We start from the raw sequence: 25,202 nt of genomic DNA on the forward strand, positions 1-25,202 counted from the left end.
GGTTCCTTTTACTCGGCGGGGCCGGGTTTGCGGCCAGGTTGTGCATCAAAGCTGATACCGGTTTTTCTCCGGCTATCATCGCCCATTAGGTAGAGATACAGTGGCATAATATCAGCCGGTGTTTTTAATTTGTTGGTATCTTCATCAGGGAAGGCGGTGGCCCGCATTTGAGTTTTGGTGCCCCCTGGATTGATACAATTAACCCGTAGATGGCTCTGTTTATACTCTTGTGCCAGCACCTGCATCATGCCTTCTGTAGCAAATTTGGATACGGCATAGGCTCCCCAGCCAGCGCGTCCCTGGCGACCGACGCTGGAACTGGTGAAAACTAACGAGGCACTGGGGGCTTTCAGCAATAAAGGGAGTAGTGCCTGAGTAAGCATAAAAGTCGCATTAACATTCACTTGCATCACATCTTGCCAGACGGCGATGTTCTGCTCAGACATCGGCGCGATATCACCCAACAAGCCCGCATTGTGTAAGACACCATCCAAATGGGGAATCTGTTGACTTAAGGTATTCGCTAACTGTTGGCAATCTTGCGCGGTTGCGTGCAGTAGATCCAAGGTTATTACCAATGCCGCTAAGCCATTGGCAGCAATCTGCTGTTGCACGGCAATTAATTTACTTTCGGTGCGGCCAACTAAAATCACGCGGGCACCAAAACGCGCATAGGTCAACGCGGCTTCACGACCAATGCCATCACCTGCGCCCGTCACTAAAATAGAGTGGTTATCGAGCAGGTTATCTTTAGGCTGATAATGCATAATTATTCCTCTCACTGGCGGCGGGCATTCTACCCAAGCATGCCGCGATATCTCTTACATTCTTATATTTAAGCGAAACCAATGCAATTTTTCATTTGCGCAAGACGGCGGCGCAGTGGTTCGCTAGAATGCAAGTATCTCTCTAATAGCAGATGAATAAAGGCGGTATTTGTGGAGTTGATTTCTCTGTACGGACTGTTTCTGGCAAAAGTGGTCACCATAGTGGTTGCGATTGGTGCGGTAGTTTTACTGGTTGTCAGCCAAGGAGTGAGGAAACAAGGGCGACGGGGAGAGCTGAACCTGGTTGATCTGGGTGAGCAATATAAGGAAATGCAGCGCGAAATGCGACTGGCGCGCATGAGCCATGGGGAGCAAAAAACCTGGAGTAAAGAGTTTAAAAAGCAACAAAAAGCAGATCAAAAGTTGAAAAAGCAGCGCGCAAAAGCGGGTGCCGTGGCTGCAATAAAGCCCTGTCTGTATGTGATTGATTTCAAAGGCAGCATTGATGCGCATGAAGTCACTTCGTTACGTGAAGAGATCTCGGCAGTACTGGCGGTGGCTACCGCTCAGGATGAAGTGTTGCTGCGGCTGGAAAGCCCTGGTGGTGTGGTACATGGCTATGGTCTGGCGGCATCACAGCTCGAACGTCTGCGTCACAAAGGTATTCGCCTGACGGTGGCGGTAGATAAAGTGGCGGCCAGTGGGGGTTATATGATGGCCTGTGTGGCTGATCGTATCATCAGTGCGCCTTTCGCCATTATCGGCTCGATTGGCGTGGTGGCACAAATTCCGAACTTCCACCGCTTGCTCAAAAAGAATGATATTGATGTCGAGCTGCATACCGCCGGTGAGTTTAAGCGCACCCTAACGCTGTTTGGCGAAAATACCGAGCAAGGGCGCGAGAAGTTCCGCGAAGATCTGAATGAAACCCACCTGCTATTCAAGCAGTTCGTCCAGCAACAACGTCCATCGTTAGATATCGATGCGGTCGCGACCGGTGAACATTGGTTTGGTACTCAAGCTAAAGAGAAGGGGTTGGTTGATGCCATTGGCACCAGTGATGATTTACTGATTGCTGAAATGGATAACCATGAGGTTATTGGTGTACGTTATGCTCGTCGTAAACGTCTGATGGATCGCTTTACCGGCAGCGCAGCAGAAAGTGCTGATCGTCTCCTGCTTCGTTGGTGGCAACGTGGTGAGAAACCCCTGCTATAAACGGGCGTAACGTCATTGATAGCCAATAAAACAGGGGGCTAAGCCCCCTCAGCGTGCTGACAAAGTTGATAAGCGGGGAAATGTGCCGAATGGGTCGTAACGGCGTGAGCCGTCGGTGCAGTCGCCCTGCCAGTTTCGGAGTGACAAACCCGGTGGCGCGATCTGTTCTCTCCCCAACCGGCACTGTGTTAGTCGCCTCTCAATCAACCAAATGATATTTGGCTGACAAGACGTGTGCCAGATGTTTGAACATATTAAATACCGCGGTTGTCTTCGCCGTCGGCAGGCCATCTGCATCGAGGAAAAACTCCCCGCGAAAGACCAATACCGGGCCTTTTTGCTCAACCTCAGTTGCCTGCATACCCTGCATATAATCTTCATGCTGACGAATAATCTCATTGGCTTCTGCCAATAATTTATTACGCTCAATTGGTACGGTGTTTCCGAACATTATATCTCCTCACGACGATTATCTCTCCTCATTACAAGGCAATTACTCTCACTATTGTACTGCGGGTTAGCATTTGTTCGCAAACAGGCTAAGGTTTATTCGAGCCTTACGCCGTTTTGCTGCGACTATTGGATAAATAGAGATTACTGGCTAATTAGGTTGCGTAGTGCTTTTTATCAGGTACAGTGTGGGATTTTATACTATTAGGTGGAAGGTTTTGTTGACGCCACAAGGCAGAATTCACTGCGATAGCACTGGGCGCAGGCAAAATTTTTGAGAGCTCACCCGCTAAGATTCGGAACGCTATTTTGTTGCCCGATCAAAAAAACAGGTTGATCTCCTGAAAAAGTACCGCAATATAAAAAAGAGATACAGAATGCCGCGGTACGGCAAGATAAAAACCTTCTTTTAGAAGAAATAATTTAGGTAAAGGTAATTATGGGTAAAGCTCTAGTAATAGTTGAGTCCCCGGCAAAAGCCAAAACTATTAATAAATATTTAGGGAATAACTACGTGGTTAAGTCCAGTGTCGGTCACATTCGTGATTTGCCGACCAGTGGCTCAGCCAGTAAGAAGAGCGCGAACTCAACCGAAGATAAAGCCAAGAAAGCCGCTGACAAACCCAAAACCAAAGTAAAGAAAGACGAAAAAGTTGCCTTGGTCAATCGCATGGGTGTCGACCCTTACCATGGCTGGAAAGCGCAGTATGAAATTTTGCCCGGCAAAGAGAAAGTGGTTGCCGAGCTGAAAGCATTAGCTGAAAACGCTGACCACATCTATCTCGCAACCGACCTTGACCGCGAAGGAGAGGCTATTGCCTGGCATTTGCGGGAGGTGATTGGCGGTGACGATAAGCGTTTTAGCCGTGTGGTATTTAACGAAATCACCAAAAACGCGATTCAGCAGGCGTTTAATCAACCCGGTGAATTGAATATCGATCGAGTTAATGCCCAACAAGCCCGCCGTTTTATGGATCGGGTGGTGGGGTATATGGTTTCGCCACTGCTGTGGAAAAAGATTGCCCGTGGCTTGTCCGCAGGGCGCGTGCAGTCTGTCGCCGTGCGGTTGGTGGTGGAGCGCGAGCGCGATATCAAAGCATTCGTTCCTGAAGAGTACTGGGAACTGCATGCTGACTTGCTGGCAAAAGGTGAAGTTCCGATTCAGATGGAAGTCACCCATGCTCACAATAAGCCGTTTAAGCCGGTCAATCGTGAGCAGACACATGCTGCCCTGAATTTGCTGGAAAATGCCCGCTATAAGGTGCTGGATCGTGAAGATAAACCGACCAGCAGCAAGCCAGGCGCCCCCTTCATCACCTCCACCTTGCAGCAGGCCGCCAGTACCCGCCTGAGCTTTGGGGTGAAGAAAACCATGATGATGGCGCAACGTCTGTATGAAGCGGGTCATATCACCTATATGCGTACTGACTCCACCAACTTGAGTCAGGATGCATTGACCATGGTGCGCGACTATATCGGCGATAATTTCGGCGATAAGTATCTGCCACCTGCGCCGAATCAATACAGCAGCAAAGAGAACTCGCAAGAAGCCCATGAAGCCATTCGTCCATCGGATGTGAATGTGCTGGCTGAGCAGTTAAAAGATATGGAAGCCGACGCCCAGAAGCTGTATCAGCTGATTTGGCGTCAGTTTGTGGCCTGCCAGATGACACCGGCCAAGTATGACTCCACCACGCTAACCGTGCAGGCGGGTGATTTCCAACTGCGCGCCAAAGGCCGCACTTTGCGGTTTGATGGTTGGACTAAGGTGATGCCCGCACTGCGTAAAGGCGATGAAGATAGAACCTTGCCAGTGATTGAAGTCGGCAGTGAGCTGGATCTACAGAAACTGATCCCAAGCCAGCACTTCACCAAGCCGCCGGCGCGTTACAGCGAAGCCTCTCTGGTTAAAGAGCTGGAAAAACGCGGGATTGGCCGTCCATCCACCTATGCATCGATTATTTCGACTATTCAGGATCGTGGCTATGTGCGGGTAGAGAACCGCCGCTTCTATGCTGAGAAAATGGGCGAAATCGTCACTGATCGGCTGGAAGAGAATTTCCGTGAGTTGATGAATTACGATTTCACCGCGCGCATGGAGAGTGGTCTCGATCAGGTGGCCAACAATCAGGCTGAGTGGAAAGCAGTGCTGGATGGCTTCTTCGCAGAATTTAGCCAACAACTTGAAAAAGCTGAGAAAGATCCGGAAGAGGGCGGTATGCGCCCGAACCAGATGGTCATGACCAGCATCGACTGCCCAACTTGTGGTCGCCAGATGGGGATACGTACCGCCAGCACCGGGGTGTTCCTTGGCTGTTCGGGCTATGCATTGCCGCCGAAAGAGCGCTGCAAAACCACCATTAATCTGGTGCCAGAAGCGGAGATTCTGAATATTCTGGAGGGCGATGATGCGGAGACTAACGCATTGCGCGCCCGTCGTCGCTGTCAGAAATGTGGCACGGCAATGGATAGCTATCTAATCGATAATCAGCGTAAATTGCACGTCTGTGGTAATAACCCAGCGTGTGATGGTTATGAGATTGAGCAGGGCGAATTCCGCATTAAAGGGTATGAAGGCCCGATTGTTGAGTGCGAGAAGTGTGGTTCTGAAATGCACCTGAAAATGGGGCGTTTTGGTAAGTACATGGGTTGCACCAATGATGAGTGTAAAAATACCCGTAAAATCTTGCGCAGTGGTGAAGTTGCACCACCGAAGGAAGATCCGGTGCCGCTGCCAGAGCTGCCTTGTGAGAAGTCAGATGCCTATTTTGTGTTGCGAGATGGTGCGGCTGGCGTGTTCCTGGCGGCCAATACTTTCCCTAAATCGCGCGAAACCCGTGCGCCATTGGTAGAGGAGCTGGTGCGCTTTAAAGATCGCCTACCTGAAAAATTACGCTATTTAGCTGATGCGCCAGTCACGGATAAAGAGGGTAACAAAACCATGGTGCGCTTTAGTCGTAAGACTAAGCAGCAGTATGTTTCATCCGAGAAAGAGGGCAAAGCCACAGGTTGGTCTGCTTTCTATATTGATGGCAAATGGGTGGAAGCAAAAAAATAAGCGCCTAAGTCTCTAAAAGGCTTTTATGCAGAAAAATGCTTCCATATGAAATACTCTCTGCCGCAACTGAAAACCAGCCTTTATGGCTGGTTTTTTATTGGGCTAATCTACCCAAGTGCTTTATAGTCTTAGTCAATCCGTCGGCGCGCCCATCTTTGGCTGCCATCTGCATGATCCAAAAAAACTATTTTTATGCTGATGTCATCCCTTGATAACTCAGGGTGTATACAAGCATGGATGAAATGATATAGTAATTTGGTTATATAAAATATTTTCTTATCACCTATAGTTATTATAAGGTCACTACTGACCAGCTTGGCATTAAGCAGTTATGGGTTTCAGTTAATAACTTCGCGGCATACCGGGTGATTCCGATATACCAAACTGTGGGCTTCTCACAGTGTTTAACCTAGGATGGTATAGCTATGAAATTGCAGCAGCTCCGTTATATTGTTGAGGTGGTTAATCATAACCTTAATGTATCGTCCACCGCCGAAGGTCTGTACACCTCGCAACCGGGGATCAGTAAACAGGTTAGAATGCTGGAGGATGAGCTGGGAATCCAGATTTTTGCCCGTAGTGGTAAACATTTGACGCAGGTGACCCCCGCAGGGCTGGAAATTATTCGCATCGCCCGCGAAGTATTGTCAAAAGTGGATGCTATTAAAGCGGTTGCCGGTGAACACACCTATCCGGATAAAGGCTCTTTGTATGTCGCGACCACCCATACTCAGGCGCGTTATGCATTGCCTAATGTGATTAAAGGCTTTATCGAGCGCTATCCGCGTGTGTCGCTACATATGCATCAGGGGTCGCCGACCCAAATCGCGGAAGCCGTTTCTAAGGGCAGTGCAGATTTTGCTATTGCTACCGAAGCGCTACATCTATATGACGATCTGATTATGTTGCCGTGCTATCACTGGAATCGCGCGGTAGTGGTGAAGCCTGATCATCCACTGGCAGGTAAAACCCATGTTAGCATTGAAGAGCTGGCCGCCTATCCTATCGTCACTTACACCTTTGGTTTTACGGGTCGTTCGGAGCTGGACACCGCGTTCAACCGCGCCGGTCTGACACCGCGCATCGTCTTTACGGCGACCGATGCCGATGTGATTAAAACTTACGTGCGCTTAGGACTGGGAGTGGGGGTGATTGCCAGTATGGCGGTTGATCCGATTCAGGACCCTGATCTGGTCACGGTCGATGCCCGTGATATCTTTACCTACAGCACCACCAAGATAGGTTTTCGTCGCAGCACTTTCTTGCGCAGTTATATGTACGATTTTATTCTGCGCTTTGCACCACACCTCACCCGTGATGTGGTGGATAAAGCAGTTGCTCTGCGCTCCAATGAAGATATCGAGGCGATGTTTAAAGACATTAAGCTGCCGACGAAATGATATCTAAATCAATAGCTTACATCTGCCTCTAAAAATCGTGGTCGCTCACTATGTGTGAATTGCGTGTAAGTTATGTGTAACTTTCCGCCGTGAGCTTAGACTCAACAGAGGAGGGGATCAACCCCCTCTGTTTCACATTTCATTAGAGCGCAGCGCAACAGCCTTATCCACGACAGAAGTTTGCATAATAAAAGTATAATTACGTGGTAACTTGGCTTTTAGGATAACCCACTCCCATTTTGGCCTCTTTTAAAAGGGGCTACTTCCCTATCTTTCCTATCTTAAAAATATCCTGTCTCAGTGGCTGACCTTCTAAGCAAATCAATATCAGTCAAATTATCAGCATTTATGATTTTGAAATATTCAAGCTGTTTACAGCCACATAGAAAGCTTATAGAGCAACGATGGAGTTAGGCTGTGGGTATGTATGACTAAGCCCCGCAAGGGGGCTAAATGCAATGGTTAGCAGGGCGCTAGCATGGTGTGATTAGATGATGAAGGAAGTGTAAGTATTATCAACTGTCTGTTGGTCTAATCCAATATAACGCATAGTGATAGCAGGGCTACTGTGGTTAAGAACCTTGGCAATTGTTTCTATGTTTATCCCTGAGTTGTACATCACCCATCCTCTCGTCTTCCTCATGCTGTGAGTGCCTAAAGCAATACCTATAATCTCACCTATCTCTTTGAACTTTCTAGAGACGTTCTCCCTGCTTATAGGCTTCCCTTTAGCTCTATTAGTAGAGACTTCAAATAGATATACATGAGTAGGGTTCTCAGCTTTGCGGCGCTCTACGATGGCTTTAGCCTTGCTGTTTAGCACGATGTGACGAGGCTTGCTGGTCTTCCCTTCAATGATAACCAACCTGTCCCCTTGTACGTCTGCATAAGTCAGAGATAGCAGGTCAGATATACGTAAGGCTACCTGTAGGCCAAAGTTCCAGATGTCAGCATAGGTTTGATTGCCATGCTTTAGAAGCAATTCGCCCACCTGTTCAGCTTGTTCGCTGGTTTTTACTGCATCAACGAGTTTCATCTAGCCACTTCCTTTTGTTTACTGGGTTTTCTAAGTCACAGAATATTTAGTATGAAGTCAGTTTAATCTAAATGATGGGATAGTCAATGATTACGCATGTTTTCTATATCACAGAATACTAATGTGTGACTTAGAAATAACATCTAAACACCTCTTTGTTAGGTGTTAAACATGAGAATGCATATCAACAACAGGAGATAATAAAATTTTCATTTGTAGTTCATTTTTGCATGGTTTTGAGAGTTATGAGGTAATCCCGTTTAGTCAGTTTATTACAACAGTATTATGCAGGTCAGATAGGGCGGGGCTTATCGAGGCATACAGATGTCTATGCACTGTGTGAGCACACTCTGAACAGGCAAATCATTACCCCATCATTATTGGTTATTTAAGGCTATATAAACCCTATATTAACTGTTGTTTTTGATCGGCACAAACAATCAAATCAGGAAATATGATAGGTATAAGCGATAGATTTAACCGATCGATTATAGAGAGTTCGATCGGTTAAACCAGCTAGCTTTTAATCTTATTTAGCCTTACCTTGGGTAATATTTTATTGTTTTAACTTATTGATTCTGTTGGGTTGGAGTGTGCCAGCCTTAGCCTACGGCTAACCTGCAATCAAGCAGGCAATTTTAGATCATTTTATTTGGTGGTGATAATGCAATGGGTACTATTAAGTGGGGAAGGGGATTCCTTCATGAATGCTCCTATGTGGGCCAAACGGCTAGTTATTATCGATGGTAAAAAAGTCTTTTGGGATGGTATGAGGAAGTTCCAAGATGAAGAGGGTAACGAATTCGTGCTTAGTGACAGATTCGAGCTGGATTACCGGTTGTTGGCTGAACGTAGGCTTGTTCCAATAACCCCCAGAATGAAAGTAGTTATTTGAACGTTAAATAGGGTATACATAACGCTCTGTTACTTTGCCGCATAGGTCGGTGCTTTCTTTTATGCTTTTAATGCTGTATTTATTCGCTATTTCTTCAATTGGGGTGGGGTTCTTTAACTTAATACCTGTACCCCCCAATCTAAAGTCCTGCACTAACACATCTTCAATAGCATCAAGGTAGGGCGTGGTGCTGTCATTCTCAAGAGTAACTTTTTTTGTTTCAAAACTTTCATTAATGAACTTTATTTCATAAGTGATTGGCATGTACCCTTCCTTTATTGTGTGTGGTTGATTCCAAGAGCTTGCACGATGATACTAAGTAAGATTAGATAAATATAGGGTCATCCCTCCATAGGGAGAGGTCGGTTCTCCCCTCATGGGGGTAGGTAGTCATCCCTACGGGGGGAGAGGTGGTTCCCCCCCCATATCACCACTACTAGATTATAACTATATTAATACTAGATCATTTAACTAAATCAGTTAAGACTGACTAAGGAATGAATGTTAATGAATGTATAGTTAGTCTCTTAGCATAATATTATGACCTTATAGACTACGTTAACACTTCGTCCATAGGTCTGTGCCTATTGTTGTTATCTCGCTACCGCTCACCGATAACAAGACTGACAGGTAATAATCTGAACAGTTAAACGTTATGATAAGACTATAACTTATTAACTATCATCTTATAACCTTCATCCCCAATCACTTTACACTATGGACACTGTGCAAGCTGTTAGCTACCGTCGGTGCACAATGTATGTATATTATTAAATATCTTGCATGGTTTAGGTTTGTTAGTACATAGGCTTAAGATTATTGTTCTTTCTTCTTATTATTAAAAACGTTCTTCTAAAAGCCTATTACATACTTTCCAGTTAGATTGGGTGTATAGCTGGTACAGCGTTACTGGAACACATTTATCTGTTATGGCTGAAAAAGTGATACTCACTTGGTTAGAGTGTTCTCAGCCATTACTCTTATAGTAGTGGCTTTTATTAAATAACAGAGAAACAGACAACCTTATAGATAATCTTACAGACAGTCTTACAGATGGTTTATCTGATATGCAAGGATAGAGGCAAGACTGAGAAGCAATTTTAAAGGCTAAAAGACGAGTTCTATTAAAAGACACCCTAACCTACAGCCTATCTACATGAAGGGCTAAAACAAGGGAGAATTACAAGAGATATACAGAGAGAATAAGCTGTGCAAGGTTTTACCTATTAATTACCCAGACCTCTTGTAAAACGATTTTATTTCTGTTATTGTAATATTGGATATATATAACAAAAATAACATGACTTATATATTGACATTATTCCAAATCTGATGTATTATAATAGTAGGAGCAAGAGAGTTTGTTTCTAAGATAGAAAGATAGTCAAATTAAAATAAATTAATCGTCTGAGGTCACCCAATAGAGGTGGCCTTTTTGCATTGAAATAAAGGAAAAAAATAATGAAGAAAACTAAACAAACAGTTCGCAATACAGCAGAAGAAACATTAGCGGATATCCTTTCAGGGAAACTCGCATACTCAGCACTTCGAACTTACATTCAACCTAGATCTGGTCTTAGTGCTTCGCGTAGGAACATGTACTCACAGGCCATCGTACTTTATAAAATGCACGTGTTAGAACAAAAGTTAAAAGAATTGCAAGAAGAAGCTAAACAATAATTAATCTCATTAGGAGCATGAATATGCAAGTTGAACTGCCTAGAGAGCTGGTGCAGTGGTTAGATGATAACTACCCGAATAAATCTAGACCAGCAGCAATAAAACATCTGATTAAACAAGCAATGACTAAAGCAAACAACGATAACTCCAACGATAGGGGAAACAATGACAGAGAACAACAACAATAATAATGTAAGAACCTTTTCTAAAAACTATACTGATGTTAGCTCTATTCAACATATTATTATAAACGGAGAAAAGAAGTTATTCGGCTGGTCACTTAAATTTCTTTATGGCTACTTATTAACATTTCAAGAGAATACTGGTGGTGCTGTTTATCCAAGTGAAAAGCGAATAGCAGAGGATTTAGGTGCGGGGATCAAAACAATCAGTAAACATTTAAAAGGACTTGAGGAACTCGGTCTTGTTAAGAAAGAATCTCGGAAAGGCCTTTCAAACATTTACTATGTTTTAGATATTAATGAAGTAGTAGGATTCAAAACAGACCTGACAGGCCAGCTAAAAGGCACACGCTATGAACGTGCAGAACAGCCATTAGAGCAGGTTAAGCAGTTAACCAATGCAAAGGTACAGCCTAAGCCTGTAAGTGCCTTTATAGAAGCAAAATCACAGGCTAACAAAGTCTCTGATAATGAAGCAGTGAACGAAAGCTTAAAAGTAGAAGAAATAGCCATTAAAGAAATAGAACAGATAAAAGAAAAACCTATAGAAATTTATTCACCAAAGCACAATGAAGATGAAGACGATCTCCCGGATTTTGCAAGGTCAGATTATAAGTATGTTGCAGTTGTTAAGAAGCCTGAGCCTAAACAATACTATTATCCAGATATAGGTCATCAATCTGGTAATTGTGATCATATACCTGAACCATTCTAAATAGGGGGTGTTATTCGTACATGCAATATTGAACGTGTTAAGAGCTATAACGATTGTGTAAATAACCAAATAAAACAACCAAACTCCTTGTACTATGCACTGACAGCAGCAGAGATAAAGCACATAAAGAATAAACGGAAGAAACCTTTAAAAATCACTCAAGACTCTGTGGACTATATTGAGGGTGGTTACTATCAAAAAGACTATGCAAACATTCCTCATTTAGGCTGGTTATATTTCAATAAGCGCGACCAGTACGAGTTAAACGAACATCAGGCAGGTATATGGGTTCCAGTTCACGAATAGAGGGATCATAAAATGAAGAAGAAATTAGTTATAGAATTGGAAAGCTACCAGTATCAACTACTACTAAAACAGTGCAATGCTCGTGGGTGGTCAATTAGTGGTTATTTAGTGTGGGTAGCACAACAAGAATCAAAGAGAATTGAACAGGAGGTGAATTGATTAATAAATATCTAATTTTACTCTTCACCATTTTTTTATGCTTTGCAGTATCTTTATATTTATATCCGATTTACCTAATACCAATCATAACAAGTCAATTTGAAATGGCTGTACTCCTGTTTATGCTGATTAGCCCTTGCTACAGAAGCAATAACGCAAGCTGTGAGAAGACTTCTCTATAAAGACACCCTAACCTACAGGGTATACCCTAACTCGATTAAAACACCGTGTTCGCTCCGTCAGAATGCGGTGATATAAAAACAACAAACAATGCCACTGACGTGGTACTAACAACTGTTAGCATTCGCAGAGCGAACAACAATAATAATAATAAAAGGAAACTACTTATGATGTACTTTTTGAAAAAACAAAAACAGAAAAGATTATTGAAGAAAGCCGATAAAGTAATTTCTGAATTAGAAAGTGTCTACCTTAATCCAGATTATTTCATGGAGGGTACTGGTGATATCAACCTAATCGAACTTATGCAGTGGACTGACACTAAATTAGATACTATGGCAGCTTGTATTGAACCAATAGAAAAATTTATTATAGAGCATCATCCTGAACTAATTACAAGAGCAAACTTAGTTGGCCGTATCACACTCATAACCGCAGAAAAAATTATGAAAGAATTCCAAGATGAGTTAGCAGGGATGGGCAATATCCTTGCATAAGAAGAATATTAAAATAAATAAGAAATAACTGCAAATAATCACCACAATATATTGTAGTCACCCCTGAAAAATGCTATAATATAGATATAGAGGAATAATTTGAAACTCATTACCACGAATAATAAGTAGCCATAAGAATTCCTCTCCTTAAATTATTAACGAAAGTTTTGTGCCAACTTAATATTTCGTAATCTAATGCATCATCTTCTGGGCAGTTCCTTGTGATTCAGCACCACATTGCCAGAAGGTGACATTTCTTAAGTGTTCTTATATATACCCTGAAAGAATATTTAATAAATGATACGCTCTCCATCGTACATTTCTCTGATAATCTGATTTCATTGTTTACTTCCTTGTTGTTTGTGTTGTAAGAAACCCTGCTTTTCTGGAGTGGGGTTTTTTATTACCTTCTAACTACAGTAAAATGCAGGCAATTAAATCATGCACTTATCAAAGTAACTATCAAAGTGACTTTCATACACTTTCAAATGCTTCTTGTCGTTGATTTGACTATTCATGATTATTGTATTCTCTAAATCTAATACATCTTATTAAGTCAACGACAAGGGGAATTTCAAAGTGCTATAACAAATATAAGGAATAACCATATGGCAACAAGTAGTAAGAAGTACAAAATCACATATTACTCTGATGATATGGAACTGCTAAACAAAATGGCATTCATCGCAAAACAGTTTGATATTAAATCGGACTCCCTTGGCAAGGCTGATCTCCTGAAAAGCAGTGCTGTTGTACTGAATGAAGACCATGAGGATTTTAATAAATCAGCACGGCAAGAAAGTAATGATCAGCTTTTACGAGCCATCAAAGCAAAATACAAACAACAACAATAATGCTCACTAACGTGAGTGCTGACAGTTGTCAGCATTTGCAGAGCAAACAATAGAAGGAAATAATAATGACTATTCCAACATTTAAAGAAATTAAAAATGAAGGCGACGTCCTCGCGTATCAGGGCGACGATGTATTCTCAAAAGGCTTCCATACTTTCACTACTCTTGCAGTAGATTTAGAGCCGGGCAGTGTGGTTAAAGCAGATGGCTCTGCACTGGTTGCAGCAGCTACTACAGGCGATGTTGTAGTTAGCTTGGACTATGCAAAAGCAGGTAGCAATGTACGGATTCGTACTGTAGGTGTTTTAGCTGTTATCAAAGAAGGCAGTTTAATCACTTCAACTGGTGGCCTTGATAACGCGAAACAACTGCTTCAAGCAAGCGGCTTTGTACGAATTCAATAATAAAAACAATAACAAACAATATGCTTACTCCGTAAGTGCTGACAACTGTCAGCATTCGCAGAGCGAACAATTATAAAAATAATAAGGAAATAACCCTATGCCAATTCTTTCATCGATGAACTCCCAGACCCCTAATCAGGTAGTAGACCTGTCAAACTCATTCCATCTGATTCCTAGCCCTAATTACTTGTTGCAGAATTTGAAACTGTTCTCATTTGATCCGTCTACCACACGTAGTACATCCCTAGATTATTTGGTAGAGACCAACAACTATGTAGACCGAGAGACAACTCGATACGGTACGGATATGAACACCTCTATCCTGCCACGCATGACTAACTATGAGATTGAAATTCCTCATTTTTATCGTCAAGATGAAGTGACACCAGAAGCTTTCCAATCGCGCCGCCGATTTGGTAGCAGTGCCGAATTAGACGCAAATAGTGTGGTCATTAGCTACCTTGAGGCTCACTCAATTGCTTATCACGCAACTAGAGAACGTTTGTTAGCGAAAGCACTCTTTAAAAACACTGTAGATGCAACTAATACTCGAAACCCAAATATTAATTGGGAAGATACTTTTGGTTCACAACAGCAGGTTGATACTGTTGATTTAGCAAATGCTAATACGGATGTGCCTGAGTTTTTGGACAGCGTTATGATTAAGCTGCGTAGTGCACTGGGTAGCCTTGCTGTTAGCCAAACGGACACTCTTGTTTTCTGTGGTAGTAGTTTCTATTCCAAAATTCGATTCCATCCATCTGTGAAAGAATTGTATACATTCACCAGCGCGGCAGATAATGGCAACAATATTATCACTAATTACCGTGAGGCTGGGAATATGCCGGGTATCTCCATGTTCCGCTTTATGGATATGACCTTTATCAGAGTGCCGGATGATAGTGTGTATTCTGTAGGTGCAGACGAATGTTATTTTGTACCTAAGTTCTCAGAACTGGCTAACCCATTCCGTGCAATCTATGGCCCTGCAAGCCGTCATATGGATGTAGCACAAATGGCCCTACAGAAAGTATTTAGTTATGCCACCCGTGACCAAATGCAAATGGTATCCGTTCATAATGAATATAGTCTTCTGCCAGTAAGCCAATTACCGAGCGTGATTGTGAAGGTAACAAACACAACAGCGTAATGAGGTATATTAGAGGGCTATTACGAGCCCTCTATCCCACTATATTTATTGCACTATTATTTTATTTTGGATTCTACTTACCTCCAATATTCCTTTTACTAATTATCCAACTTATAGAAAGATAGAGGGTTAAACATTATGATTGTCACGCTTGAACGCAGTGATTCACAACGGGTAATTAAGCGATTAACCAATGCACAGGTCTTAGATATTCTGAATCTTAGAGCGTTGGCAAAAGTATTTAATTTGAACGAGAGCACTCTACATTATCGCCTTCGTAATGGCTATTCACTTGAGGACGCCCTTACAGAACCACTTAACAAATAAGCCAGCCTTAAACCGCTGGCTATTTTTTTATAAAAAATAGAGCAAACGGAAATAATAACAACAATGCTCACTAACGTGAGTGCTAATAACTATTAGCATCCGCAAGGCGGACAACAAGAGGAAGATAAACAATGATCATCACAGCAGCTACGCTAAGGAACGTCGTCAGGTATGATACTGATATCCAAAGCTTGAAACGTGTTAAAGAACAAATTAAAAAGCTTCGGAAAGAATCAATAGGGACAGTAGGAAGCATTTCTCCAGCCTCTGCCAATAAAGCCGTAGCAAGTGCAAAAGCCGTAGCCAATCAACAGATGGCAGCTATTTCAAAAGTCTACAATCAAGCAAGCAAAGTTAAGTCAGGTTTCGGCACTGGTATGGTGGGTACGCAATCAACCAAGGATTGGGCAGCGGTGACAGCAGCACAAATGAAACAAATGAATAGCGTGGGTAAATCCCAGTCAGAAGCCGCCCGTCAGGCAAAAGAGGCAGCACTGGCAGATAAAAAGCGATTGGCATATCGCAAAGCTCTTAAAGAAGCCACTGACAGGGATATCACAGCAACAATGAAGTTAAAGAACATGGCTTTAGATATTGGAAGAATGGATAAGCTGAGCGCTGGTGAAAAACTCAAAGCGGTACAAGCCGCCAAAGCTTTGAGTCAACAGTACCGAGAACAACGTTTAGACATGAAAGAGCTAAATTTTGAAGCTAAACGATTATTACAAACAACAAAGGCTATTGCTCGTAGCGAAGCCCAAGCACGTAAACAACCACGACAACCAGCAGTAGGAGCTAAGGGTGGCAGATTTGGGCTAGCCGCTGGTACAGGTATAGCAAGCATAGGTGCAATGGTCGGCGGTTTTGCTGCATATTCAGCAGCCGAGAGCAGTACAGACCGTGCAATGTTAATCAAGCAGATGCAGAAGCAGGACGTAGAGAGTTTCGAAGCACAAGCGTTGGTAAGATATGCAAAGAAGAACAATATTACGAAAGACCCTATCGACTTGTTGAAAGATATCAATGAGAAAAAATCTGAGTTACAACTAATGGGAAAGGTAAATCCCCGCACTGGTGAAATTCAATCTGGTGGCGAAATGGTTGATCTATATGAAAAATTGCTAAAGCCTACCGGCGTGACGATGGATCAAATTAAGAATTGGAGTCCCACAGAGTTGATGGTGCAAGTTGTGGATTCTGGGAGACAATTGAAGAAAACCAATGCTGAGATGACCTACTTCCTTGAGAGTATTGATGAAGGCAGCTTATTCATGGATGCTTTTAAAGACCAAGGGAAGCTTCTTGTTGGGACTTGGGAAGATATGGATAGAAAGGGACAGCTATTAACTTCTTCTGAGGTTGAGCAGTTAGTAAAGCTTAGGGAGTTCGGGCAGGCCGTAGGGCAAGCAGGGCAAACACTAGGGGATAGGTTCAGCATCGCGTTGGCGTCAGCCGTTGGCGGTAGTGAGGGCGTGGGCAAGAGCCTGAAAGACCTTACCCCATTAATCGAAGCCCTAGGAACTGCCGTAGGTAAACTTACCCTATTGATTTCTTGGATTGTATCTAAATTGCCATTCTTGAAAACTCAGGAAGAGATTCGAGCAGACAGCCTGAAAAATCATGAAGAGAATCTAACAAAAGGTGGAATTAGGCAGTGGATTGCAGAAGTTGGGCGTGATGGAATGAAAGCCTATCAGCCCTATGCTAATTCACTGTCTCCACAAGCTATGATTCCTACAGCAAGCAGCCTACAGCCAACACCATATCAAGCTAGCAGTCAGTACCAAGCACCAGTTAATCATATAACTGTGAAACCTGCAGATGTGCATATCAGTACAGATGTAGGGCGTTTAGAGGGTGTTTTTTCTGTACTAGCAGATAACAAGATTGCTAGCTTTGAAGAACGTCAGATGAACGACTTGATGACATCATTTTCAGCACGTTAATTTTTTTAATTATCAGATCCATTAACCATTTAAAGATAAAGGTCTTTGACGTAGTGATGTCCTAAGAGTATAGCTGGATATGGGAATTTCCCCGTACTTCTGGACTCGAATAAATGGCTGATGATAAAAGTAAAGTAGGGCACCCAGACAAAGATCTTATTAGCATTAAAGAAGATTATGAAAAACGTGACTGGGCAAGGAAATTTGGAGTGACCGAAGCCAAATTAGTAAAAGCTGTTATTGCTGTAGGACATTCAGCTAAGAAAGTTGAAGAATGGCTAAAGAATAATAAATAGATTCATATTGTTAGGCGGGTTAATCCCCGCCTTTTTTACGTTAAATCTATAGCAGATTTTAATAATATAATTGCATCGTCTGATTTATAAATCCTATCGGTAGTTGTCTTGTGTGCATGTCCTAATATTTCAAATCTGACATAATCAGGAATGTTCAATTTTCTAAGTCTGTCACTCATACCGTATCGGTAACTGTGGGCTGTAACGCCTACTCCCGTATAGATTGAAGAAACAAGCTGAGAAGCCCTATCAGGGGTATAAGTGAATGTTGGTTTATCAGTGAAAACACCGAGTTTTAGCAAGTCTTCATGAATAGGTATGGTTCGCTTAGAGGCACCATTCTTCAGTGTTTTATTCCCTTCATCGTTTATAGAAATACACTCAACTCCATCAATTACACGGTAGTCGGCTTGCTGTAGCTGCGTTATCTCGCTTATCCTGCATCCAGTGAACCAAAGCAACTGGAGTAACCACCAATTCTGTGAATGCTCAGAGAAGCCCTTAAGTGTTTGCTCGTGCTCTAGGTGGAGAATCCCTCTCTTATCGGTAACATTTGATACTTTCTTAAATCCCATCCCATCAAACGGACTTCTTGTAATGAAATCCCGTTGCTTACAGGCAAATGTGAACAGCCCCGATGCTTTGATAAAGTAATCATTGCAGGTGTTGGGACTAAATCCTTTACCGACTAAGTGCTGCTTAAAGTCAGAAATATCAGACTTACTCACTTCTGTTATCAGTCTATTACCTAAAAAATCGATGAAGTAACGACAGCGTGACTCATTCACTTTAAGCGTCTTTTCCCTCCAATCATTTTTATTACTTTTTAAGTAATCATCCAGAACAACTAAAAGTGTTAAACGCTTCTCTTTGTCTTTCTTTGGCTTTGGTGTAATAGCCCTTACTGGTTGCTCTGCAACTGGCATAGTTTGGGGAAGGGAAGGCGGCACGGCATAACCCACCAGAGCAGTTAATTGGAGCTGTTTTCTGCATGAGTAGAGCTTCTGGCGTACTGTCTCAAGTGGTTCGCAGGAATGCTGATAGTAAACCATCAATAAACTACGAGACATTATCGCAGCCTCATAGGAGTCTCTAGTGCCAAGGGTTATGTGAATGGCTGCCCCATGATGATGCTTGCAAAACGTATACAAACCAGATGGACGACGAAAAACCTGTGTAATTCCTGTGTAATTCCGTTGGTACATACTTTCAATACTCCGCTAAGCCTTGTGCGGAGCGACTCGAAGATATCGAGGCGATGTTCAAGGACATTAAGCTGCCGACCAAGTGATATCTAGCTAAATAAAGCCCCCATACAGGGGCTTTATCCTTTTTTAGCGTTTCTTATTTGCTTGAGCGAGTACCGAGCCTGCCAGGGTTTTGGTTTTTTCGCTATATTCAGGGCTTGCCAGGACTTGTGATGCAATATCTTCCATATGCGCACCTGTCTGGTTACTAGTGCTAGTTTGCGAGAGTGCTGATCCCGCCAGGCTCTTTTCAATAGCGGAAGCATTAGGATCTTTTAGGATTTTTGCCGCTTGTGATGCTACTGCGGCCGAAGTTTTTTTGGTATTAGTCATATCATTATCTCGTATTATATATAGGGTGTATTCCATATAGCATTTTAATAACTTAAGAGAGACTATATGTTGACTTAACTCTATTTAAAAACCAGTAACAGGGTCAAGTTAAATACCTCTCAAAAACTTTTATTACCTTAGTCCTATAGGTCATTCCATTTTTTATTTTTCACTCTCACGTCGATAGCTTGTTTTCTTTTTGTTTCTAATATTAATTCCAAAAAAGAAGTAATAAGTGATAATTCAAAAGTAAAACAAAACACATGCTGATAGTTTTATTGATGAGAAGAGCGAATTGAAGACCATTATACAATCCTAGCAAGGAGGAAGTGTGAGAATAATATCCTACCCAGTATCAAATATAAATTTAGATAATACAGTGCGCGACCTAAATGACTATTACTCTAAATCCGTAAGTACTGAAGTACAAGTTAAAGATGAGTGCTCGAATAAAAATGAAAGTATTAATGAAATTTATCAAAGATTAGTCCGAGAGGGTTGGCTAGAGCCTTCAGATAATATTGAGGGTAGTACTCTACACCATATTATTTCAACATTACGTGAAAAATCAATGGCAGAAATTGTGCTTAATCCCAAAGGGGTAATCTACTCAGGGTTACCTCATGACTATGAGGACTCACTAATATTTGAGGCTGATGGCAACTCTGGTATCAAGATGAATTACTCTGTTATCCACAAAGATATGGGGTGCAGCTTATTTAAATTGAATTGTCAGTTACTTTTAGATAAAAACTGTCAATTAGATGAAAAAAATTCGAATATTTTTTTTGATTTTTACGTGCAGTGTTCTGAAATACTAAAACAAGAGTTAGATAAGCGGGGGCCAATGCGCAAATTTTTAGATTTGTTGGTCGCCTTATTTAATCTCAATAAGTTTACTTCCAATAATGTAATGCCCTCTATTAATAGAGATACTCTATCAATAGAGTACAATATAAAAAATAATACTTATCTCGCCAATGGAGGGGGATACTATCATCCTGATTTTTATATTGAGGACGATGGTTTTAAAGAGCATGCAGAGATTGATGAGAATAAAATCTATGAATCTGGAAGGTGGGATGGATATTTGGATGGCTTAATTGCCAATAGGGCGGTTAATTAAAGCGATATTAAGGTCACCTATTGCAGGAATCGCCATTGTTGCCAAAATGTTAATGTTTCTTTGTGTTATATTTAATCTAGACCACATAATTTCAAGGGAATACACCCTGAGATGAATGCGGACTCAGACACTAATAAGAAACAATGGAGGCACTATGTCGTTGGATCTGCGGAAAACGAGTATGGCCAGGTTGGTTGCCCTGAAGAATGAATATCACTACTACAGCCTGCCGCAATTGGCGGCAGTGCTGGGGGATATTGACCGCTTACCTAAGTCACTGAAAGTGCTGTTGGAAAATCTGCTGCGCCATCTGGATGGTGAGCAGGTTAAGGAGGAGGATCTTAAAGCCATTGTCGCCTGGCAACAGAGCGGCCATGCTGATCGAGAGATTGCTTACCGACCCGCCCGCGTATTGATGCAGGACTTTACCGGCGTGCCGGCGGTAGTGGATCTGGCGGCGATGCGTGAAGCGGTCGCGCGGCTGGGGGGCGATGTGGCGCAGGTTAACCCCTTGTCACCGGTGGATTTAGTCATTGACCACTCGGTGACTGTCGATGAGTTTGGTGATAAAGCCGCATTCGGTGAAAACGTCCGCTTAGAGATGGAACGTAACCATGAGCGCTATATCTTCCTGCGCTGGGGGCAGAAAGCCTTTAGCCGCTTTCGCGTCGTGCCGCCGGGCACCGGTATTTGCCATCAGGTTAACCTGGAGTATCTGGGGCAAACGGTTTGGCACGAACAGCAGGGCGATAAGCGGGTCGCCTATCCCGATACGCTGGTGGGGACTGACTCCCACACCACTATGATCAATGGCTTAGGGATACTCGGCTGGGGTGTCGGTGGGATTGAGGCGGAGGCGGCGATGTTGGGCCAGCCGGTCTCGATGCTGATCCCCGATGTGGTCGGCTTCAAAATGACCGGTAAAATGCGCGAAGGGATCACCGCCACCGACCTGGTGCTGACAGTCACACAGATGCTAAGAAAACATGGGGTGGTGGGGAAGTTTGTCGAGTTTTACGGCGATGGTCTGGCGGATCTCCCCCTCGCCGATCGTGCCACTATTGCCAATATGTCGCCGGAGTTTGGTGCCACCTGCGGTTTCTTCCCGGTTGATGAGGTGACGCTGGGTTATATGCGCTTAAGTGGGCGCAGTGATGAACAAATTGCCTTGGTTGAGGCCTATAGCAAAGCGCAAGGCTTATGGCGTCATCCCGGTGATGAACCGATGTTTACCAGCCAGTTATCTCTCGAGTTGAGCACGGTAGAAGCCAGTCTGGCGGGGCCGAAGCGGCCGCAGGATCGCGTGGCGCTGCCAAAAGTCCCCTTGGCATTTAAGGCTTTTGAAGAGCTGGAGTTCAATAGCCAAAAAGATAAAGTTGACCAGGTCTCCTTCACCCTTGCGGGCAAAACCCACAACCTGGCGCAGGGGGCGGTGGTGATTGCGGCCATTACCTCATGCACCAACACCTCCAACCCTAGTGTATTGATGGCGGCGGGATTATTAGCCAAGAAAGCGGCAGAGAGGGGGCTGAAAACCAAGCCTTGGGTGAAAACCTCGCTGGCCCCCGGTTCTAAAGTGGTGACGGAGTACCTTAATTCTGCGGGTCTAACCCCTTATCTGGATAATTTGGGCTTCAATCTGGTGGGCTATGGCTGCACCACCTGTATAGGTAACTCTGGCCCATTGCCGGAACCAATAGAAAAAGCCATCAAAGTCGGGGATTTAACCGTCGGTGCGGTGCTCTCGGGTAACCGTAACTTTGAAGGGCGCATTCACCCCTTGGTGAAGACCAACTGGCTCGCCTCGCCACCGCTGGTGGTCGCCTATGCGCTGGCGGGAAATATGAGTGTCAATCTGACCCAAGACCCGCTAGGTGACGACCCCGAGGGGAATCCGGTCTATCTGAAGGATATCTGGCCGAGCGGGCTTGAGATCGCCAAAGCCGTTGAAGAGGTCAAAACTGAGATGTTCCGCAAGGAGTATGCCGCAGTATTTGATGGCGACCAGGATTGGCAGGCGATTCAAGTCGATAGTACGCCAACTTACCACTGGCAAAATGACTCCACCTATATTCGCTTGCCACCTTTCTTTAGTGATATGAAAGCCTTACCGGAGCCGGTTCAGGATATCCATCATGCCCGCATTTTGGCGATTTTGGCCGATTCAGTGACCACCGACCATATTTCACCTGCCGGTAATATCAAGCTGGACAGCCCGGCGGGTCGCTATTTGCGCGATCGCGGAGTTGAAATCAATGAGTTCAACTCCTACGGTTCGCGCCGGGGTAACCATGAGGTGATGATGCGCGGCACATTCGCCAATATCCGTATTCGCAATGAGATGGTGCCGGGGGTTGAAGGGGGGGTGACCCGACATATTCCGTCGCAAAATGAGATGGCTATCTATGATGCTGCGATGCGCTACCAGCAGGAGAGTGTCCCACTGGCGGTGATTGCGGGCAAGGAGTATGGCTCCGGTTCCAGTCGCGACTGGGCAGCCAAAGGGCCGCGATTATTGGGGGTGAGGGTGGTGATTGCCGAATCATTTGAACGTATTCACCGCTCTAATTTAATCGGGATGGGTATTTTGCCGCTTGAGTTCCCCGTGGGGGTAAACCGTAAAACTCTGGGGCTGACGGGTGACGAATCCATTAGTGTCAGTGGCTTACAGAGTCTCTCCCCTGGGCAAATCGTGCCGGTGGCGATAAGCTATGGCGATGGGCGACAGCAAACCGTCAATACTCACTGCCGTATCGATACAGGTAATGAATTGGTTTACTTCGAGAATGGCGGCATTTTGCATTACGTGATTCGTAAAATGTTGTAGTTTTGGTGACACTGTCACTATCCAGTTAAATCGGTAAAAAAGGGTGATTGAGAAATCACCTTCAGACTGCTGACAAACCCCGATGACGCGCTCTGGAACGGAGAGGACGGGTAGAAGAGTAAAGCGTCCGCGCCAGGGATGGCGCGGTTCGAGCCTCCAGGGACGGATTGACGGCGTCTTTACGATCTAGCTGTTCTCTCCGCAACCGGCACTTTGTCAATACCTAAGGGTGATTGAGAAATCACCCTTACTCTTCCCGATGCCGCTCAGTTACTTGGTCAATAAATGGCCCATTTTGGCGGCTTTGGTGGCCATATACTGCTCATTTTTCGGATTGCGACCCACAATCAACGGCACGCGTTCGACGATATTAATTCCCGCCGCAGAAAGAATTTCAACTTTCTGCGGATTGTTCGTCAGCAGGCGTATCGCCTTGACGCCCAATAATTTATACATATCTGAACACAGGGTGAAATCACGTTCATCAGTGGCAAAACCGAGTTGATGGTTGGCTTCAACGGTATCCGCCCCTAAATCCTGTAAGGCATAAGCGCGGATCTTATTGAGCAAACCAATATTGCGCCCCTCTTGGCGATGATAGATCAGTACGCCACGGCCCTCTTCGGCAATATGTGCCAGTGCCGCTTCTAGCTGAAAACCACAATCACAACGCAGACTAAACAGCGCATCACCAGTCAGGCACTCAGAATGAACCCGGGAGAGCACCGGCTCATCGCCGCTGATATCACCAAATATTAAGGCCAGATGGTCATGGCCGGTGGCCAACTCTTCAAAACCAACCATTAAAAAATCACCCCAAGGGGTAGGTAATTTGGCTTCTGCTACACGTTTTAGCTGCATCTTACTGTTCATATTATAACTTCAGACCCTTAGGGAAGTTGTCGCTATCCTACTGTGGATATCCGCTCTGATTAGCGATCTACCTTATACCTATTCGCATTAGGGATAGGATTAAATAAAAAGTTTCGCTGCGATTATTATTAGCTATATTGCCATAACTTCCGCCGGACTGCTGTTCAAGAAAACAGCGATAAGCCAAGAGTAGGCGTTAGGTGGGAACTTATTTCGATAATCATAAAATTTTGTTTATATTATCAATGGATAGCAGAACTTATACTCGTTCGCTATAGCATAGTTGTTAATTGTGCTATCACCATCAGTGATAGGATGTGGACAGGGTAGAGAGGATCTCAGATGTGGAATATAGCAAAACGCATTAGTGTCGGAACAGTTATCTTGCTGCTGCCAACCCTGATTATCTGGCTTTCCGGCTGGCAGTGGCAGCCTGGGGGTAATGAAAGCGGGCTAAAGGGGCTGTTCTGGGTCACCGAAACCGTGACTGCGCCATGGGGGATCCTGACCAGTGCACTGCTCGGTGGCTGGTTTTTGTGGTGCTTGCGCTTTCGGATTAAGCCAGCCATCGGCTTGTTGGTGATACTGGGCGGCGTCATTATTGTCGGCCAGGGGGTGAAATCATTGATTAAAGAGCAGGTGCAAGCGCCACGACCATTTGTGGTATGGCTAGAAGCTGAGCATCATATTGAAGATAGCTATTTCTATTCGTTACCCCGCGCTGAGCGCAGTGCGCTGGTCAAACAACAATTGGAAAATCAATCTCTTATTCCGCCATGGTTAAGCCGTCACTGGCAGTTTGAAACCGGTTTTGCTTTCCCATCGGGTCATACGGTTTTTGCTGCCAGTTGGGCACTGTTAGCCGTTGGTTTGTTATGGCCACGGCGGCACTACAAAACGGTCATCATACTGATGCTATGGGCGCAAGCGGTCATGATGAGCCGTTTGGTGCTAGGGATGCACTGGCCGCGTGATTTGGTGGCAGCGACGTTGATCAGTGGACTATTGGTCGCCATGGTTTGTGGTTTGGTGCAACTTTGGTTCGGTTCGCTCACCATTGCACCACCAGAACAGCATGAAATCGAACAACGAGAGCATAAGGACGAGTAAGCCGCTAGCGGCCATTCGCCATCCGGTTGTTTAAAATAGTATCGATTAGCTGCTGAATCGGCGCTTTATCTTGGGGCAGGGTTCTTTGCTGAGTAAGGAAGTGCTAATTTATCAAGTAACGACGCCACATTTTTGGCATAATTCATCAGGTTGATTCGGCCTTTAG

Annotated in this window: 22 protein-coding genes; 15 read left to right on the plus strand and 7 right to left on the minus strand. The window is 44.1% G+C overall.

What is annotated here, in order from left to right; translation table 11 throughout:
• Positions 1-8: 8 nt before the first annotated feature.
• Positions 9-767, minus strand: a complete 759-nt coding sequence (locus HRK25_RS15525) for a YciK family oxidoreductase (RefSeq protein WP_005278309.1) — start codon at positions 765-767, stop codon at positions 9-11.
• Between the two features lie 171 nt (positions 768-938).
• On the opposite strand from HRK25_RS15525, the gene sohB reads away from it, so the two are divergent.
• Positions 939-1,985 (plus strand): protease SohB, encoded by a 1,047-nt coding sequence (sohB, locus tag HRK25_RS15530; RefSeq protein ID WP_049600447.1) that lies wholly within the window; start codon positions 939-941, stop codon positions 1,983-1,985.
• Between the two features lie 199 nt (positions 1,986-2,184).
• On the opposite strand, the gene HRK25_RS15535 is transcribed toward sohB, so the two are convergent.
• Positions 2,185-2,436, minus strand: a complete 252-nt coding sequence (locus HRK25_RS15535) for a YciN family protein (protein WP_005278302.1) — start codon at positions 2,434-2,436, stop codon at positions 2,185-2,187.
• 438 nt (positions 2,437-2,874) lie between these two features.
• On the opposite strand from HRK25_RS15535, the gene topA reads away from it, so the two are divergent.
• Both topA and cysB read left to right on the plus strand, forming a co-directional pair.
• Entirely contained in the window at positions 2,875-5,493 is a 2,619-nt protein-coding gene (gene topA, locus HRK25_RS15540; RefSeq protein ID WP_005278299.1) for a type I DNA topoisomerase, read from the plus strand.
• Between the two features lie 425 nt (positions 5,494-5,918).
• On the plus strand, positions 5,919-6,893 hold the full coding sequence (cysB, locus tag HRK25_RS15545) for an HTH-type transcriptional regulator CysB (RefSeq protein ID WP_005278296.1): 975 nt from the start codon (positions 5,919-5,921) through the stop codon (positions 6,891-6,893).
• A 487-nt stretch (positions 6,894-7,380) separates the two neighbouring features.
• Here cysB and HRK25_RS15550 read toward each other — a convergent pair whose 3' ends face one another.
• Complete coding sequence (locus HRK25_RS15550) at positions 7,381-7,929, minus strand: tyrosine-type recombinase/integrase (protein ID WP_005278293.1); 549 nt, start codon at positions 7,927-7,929, stop codon at positions 7,381-7,383.
• Positions 7,930-8,827: 898 nt separating this feature from the next.
• Complete coding sequence (locus HRK25_RS15555) at positions 8,828-9,088, minus strand: hypothetical protein (protein WP_005278290.1); 261 nt, start codon at positions 9,086-9,088, stop codon at positions 8,828-8,830.
• A 1,197-nt stretch (positions 9,089-10,285) separates the two neighbouring features.
• Here HRK25_RS15555 and HRK25_RS15560 point away from each other — a divergent pair.
• The 9 genes from HRK25_RS15560 (at position 10,286) to HRK25_RS15600 (ending at position 17,520) form a co-directional block, all read left to right on the plus strand.
• The gene (locus tag HRK25_RS15560) at positions 10,286-10,504 is read left to right on the plus strand and encodes a hypothetical protein (RefSeq protein WP_019210090.1); all 219 of its coding nucleotides are present in this window, start codon (positions 10,286-10,288) and stop codon (positions 10,502-10,504) included.
• 23 nt (positions 10,505-10,527) lie between these two features.
• Positions 10,528-10,692: a hypothetical protein gene (locus HRK25_RS15565; RefSeq protein WP_153802297.1), complete on the plus strand. Its 165-nt coding sequence runs from the start codon at positions 10,528-10,530 to the stop codon at positions 10,690-10,692.
• The gene (locus HRK25_RS15570; protein WP_005278275.1) at positions 10,670-11,401 is read left to right on the plus strand and encodes a helix-turn-helix domain-containing protein; all 732 of its coding nucleotides are present in this window, start codon (positions 10,670-10,672) and stop codon (positions 11,399-11,401) included. Before HRK25_RS15565 ends, HRK25_RS15570 begins: the two co-directional genes overlap by 23 nt.
• A gap of 812 nt (positions 11,402-12,213) precedes the next feature.
• Positions 12,214-12,543 carry a hypothetical protein gene (locus HRK25_RS15575; protein ID WP_173361774.1) on the plus strand — a complete coding sequence of 110 codons (330 nt, stop codon included), beginning with the start codon at positions 12,214-12,216 and terminating at the stop codon, positions 12,541-12,543.
• A 608-nt stretch (positions 12,544-13,151) separates the two neighbouring features.
• A complete protein-coding gene (locus HRK25_RS15580; protein WP_032898706.1) occupies positions 13,152-13,397 on the plus strand; it encodes a hypothetical protein in 246 nt (81 codons plus the stop codon).
• A gap of 65 nt (positions 13,398-13,462) precedes the next feature.
• Positions 13,463-13,801 (plus strand): hypothetical protein, encoded by a 339-nt coding sequence (locus HRK25_RS15585; RefSeq protein WP_005278268.1) that lies wholly within the window; start codon positions 13,463-13,465, stop codon positions 13,799-13,801.
• Between the two features lie 115 nt (positions 13,802-13,916).
• Positions 13,917-14,951: a major capsid protein gene (locus tag HRK25_RS15590; RefSeq protein WP_071984946.1), complete on the plus strand. Its 1,035-nt coding sequence runs from the start codon at positions 13,917-13,919 to the stop codon at positions 14,949-14,951.
• 458 nt (positions 14,952-15,409) lie between these two features.
• Positions 15,410-17,224, plus strand: a complete 1,815-nt coding sequence (locus tag HRK25_RS15595) for a hypothetical protein (protein WP_032898705.1) — start codon at positions 15,410-15,412, stop codon at positions 17,222-17,224.
• A gap of 113 nt (positions 17,225-17,337) precedes the next feature.
• Positions 17,338-17,520: a DUF3606 domain-containing protein gene (locus HRK25_RS15600; protein WP_005278263.1), complete on the plus strand. Its 183-nt coding sequence runs from the start codon at positions 17,338-17,340 to the stop codon at positions 17,518-17,520.
• 35 nt (positions 17,521-17,555) lie between these two features.
• Here HRK25_RS15600 and HRK25_RS15605 read toward each other — a convergent pair whose 3' ends face one another.
• Both HRK25_RS15605 and HRK25_RS15610 read right to left on the minus strand, forming a co-directional pair.
• A complete protein-coding gene (locus tag HRK25_RS15605) occupies positions 17,556-18,590 on the minus strand; it encodes a site-specific integrase (RefSeq protein WP_145571850.1) in 1,035 nt (344 codons plus the stop codon).
• A 264-nt stretch (positions 18,591-18,854) separates the two neighbouring features.
• Positions 18,855-19,100, minus strand: a complete 246-nt coding sequence (locus tag HRK25_RS15610) for a hypothetical protein (protein WP_032898703.1) — start codon at positions 19,098-19,100, stop codon at positions 18,855-18,857.
• A gap of 331 nt (positions 19,101-19,431) precedes the next feature.
• Here HRK25_RS15610 and HRK25_RS15615 point away from each other — a divergent pair, with 331 nt between their 5' ends.
• Both HRK25_RS15615 and acnA read left to right on the plus strand, forming a co-directional pair.
• Positions 19,432-20,226 (plus strand): hypothetical protein, encoded by a 795-nt coding sequence (locus HRK25_RS15615; RefSeq protein ID WP_032898702.1) that lies wholly within the window; start codon positions 19,432-19,434, stop codon positions 20,224-20,226.
• Positions 20,227-20,380: 154 nt separating this feature from the next.
• Positions 20,381-23,053 carry an aconitate hydratase AcnA gene (acnA, locus tag HRK25_RS15620; protein WP_099460604.1) on the plus strand — a complete coding sequence of 891 codons (2,673 nt, stop codon included), beginning with the start codon at positions 20,381-20,383 and terminating at the stop codon, positions 23,051-23,053.
• 270 nt (positions 23,054-23,323) lie between these two features.
• On the opposite strand, the gene ribA is transcribed toward acnA, so the two are convergent.
• Positions 23,324-23,914 carry a GTP cyclohydrolase II gene (gene ribA / locus HRK25_RS15625; RefSeq protein WP_005279085.1) on the minus strand — a complete coding sequence of 197 codons (591 nt, stop codon included), beginning with the start codon at positions 23,912-23,914 and terminating at the stop codon, positions 23,324-23,326.
• Between the two features lie 354 nt (positions 23,915-24,268).
• On the opposite strand from ribA, the gene pgpB reads away from it, so the two are divergent.
• Positions 24,269-25,036 carry a phosphatidylglycerophosphatase B gene (gene pgpB, locus HRK25_RS15630; RefSeq protein WP_005279084.1) on the plus strand — a complete coding sequence of 256 codons (768 nt, stop codon included), beginning with the start codon at positions 24,269-24,271 and terminating at the stop codon, positions 25,034-25,036.
• The last annotated feature ends 166 nt before the right edge of the window (positions 25,037-25,202 follow it).

The organism is Yersinia bercovieri ATCC 43970 (assembly GCF_013282745.1).
Lineage (GTDB): Bacteria > Pseudomonadota > Gammaproteobacteria > Enterobacterales > Enterobacteriaceae > Yersinia > Yersinia bercovieri.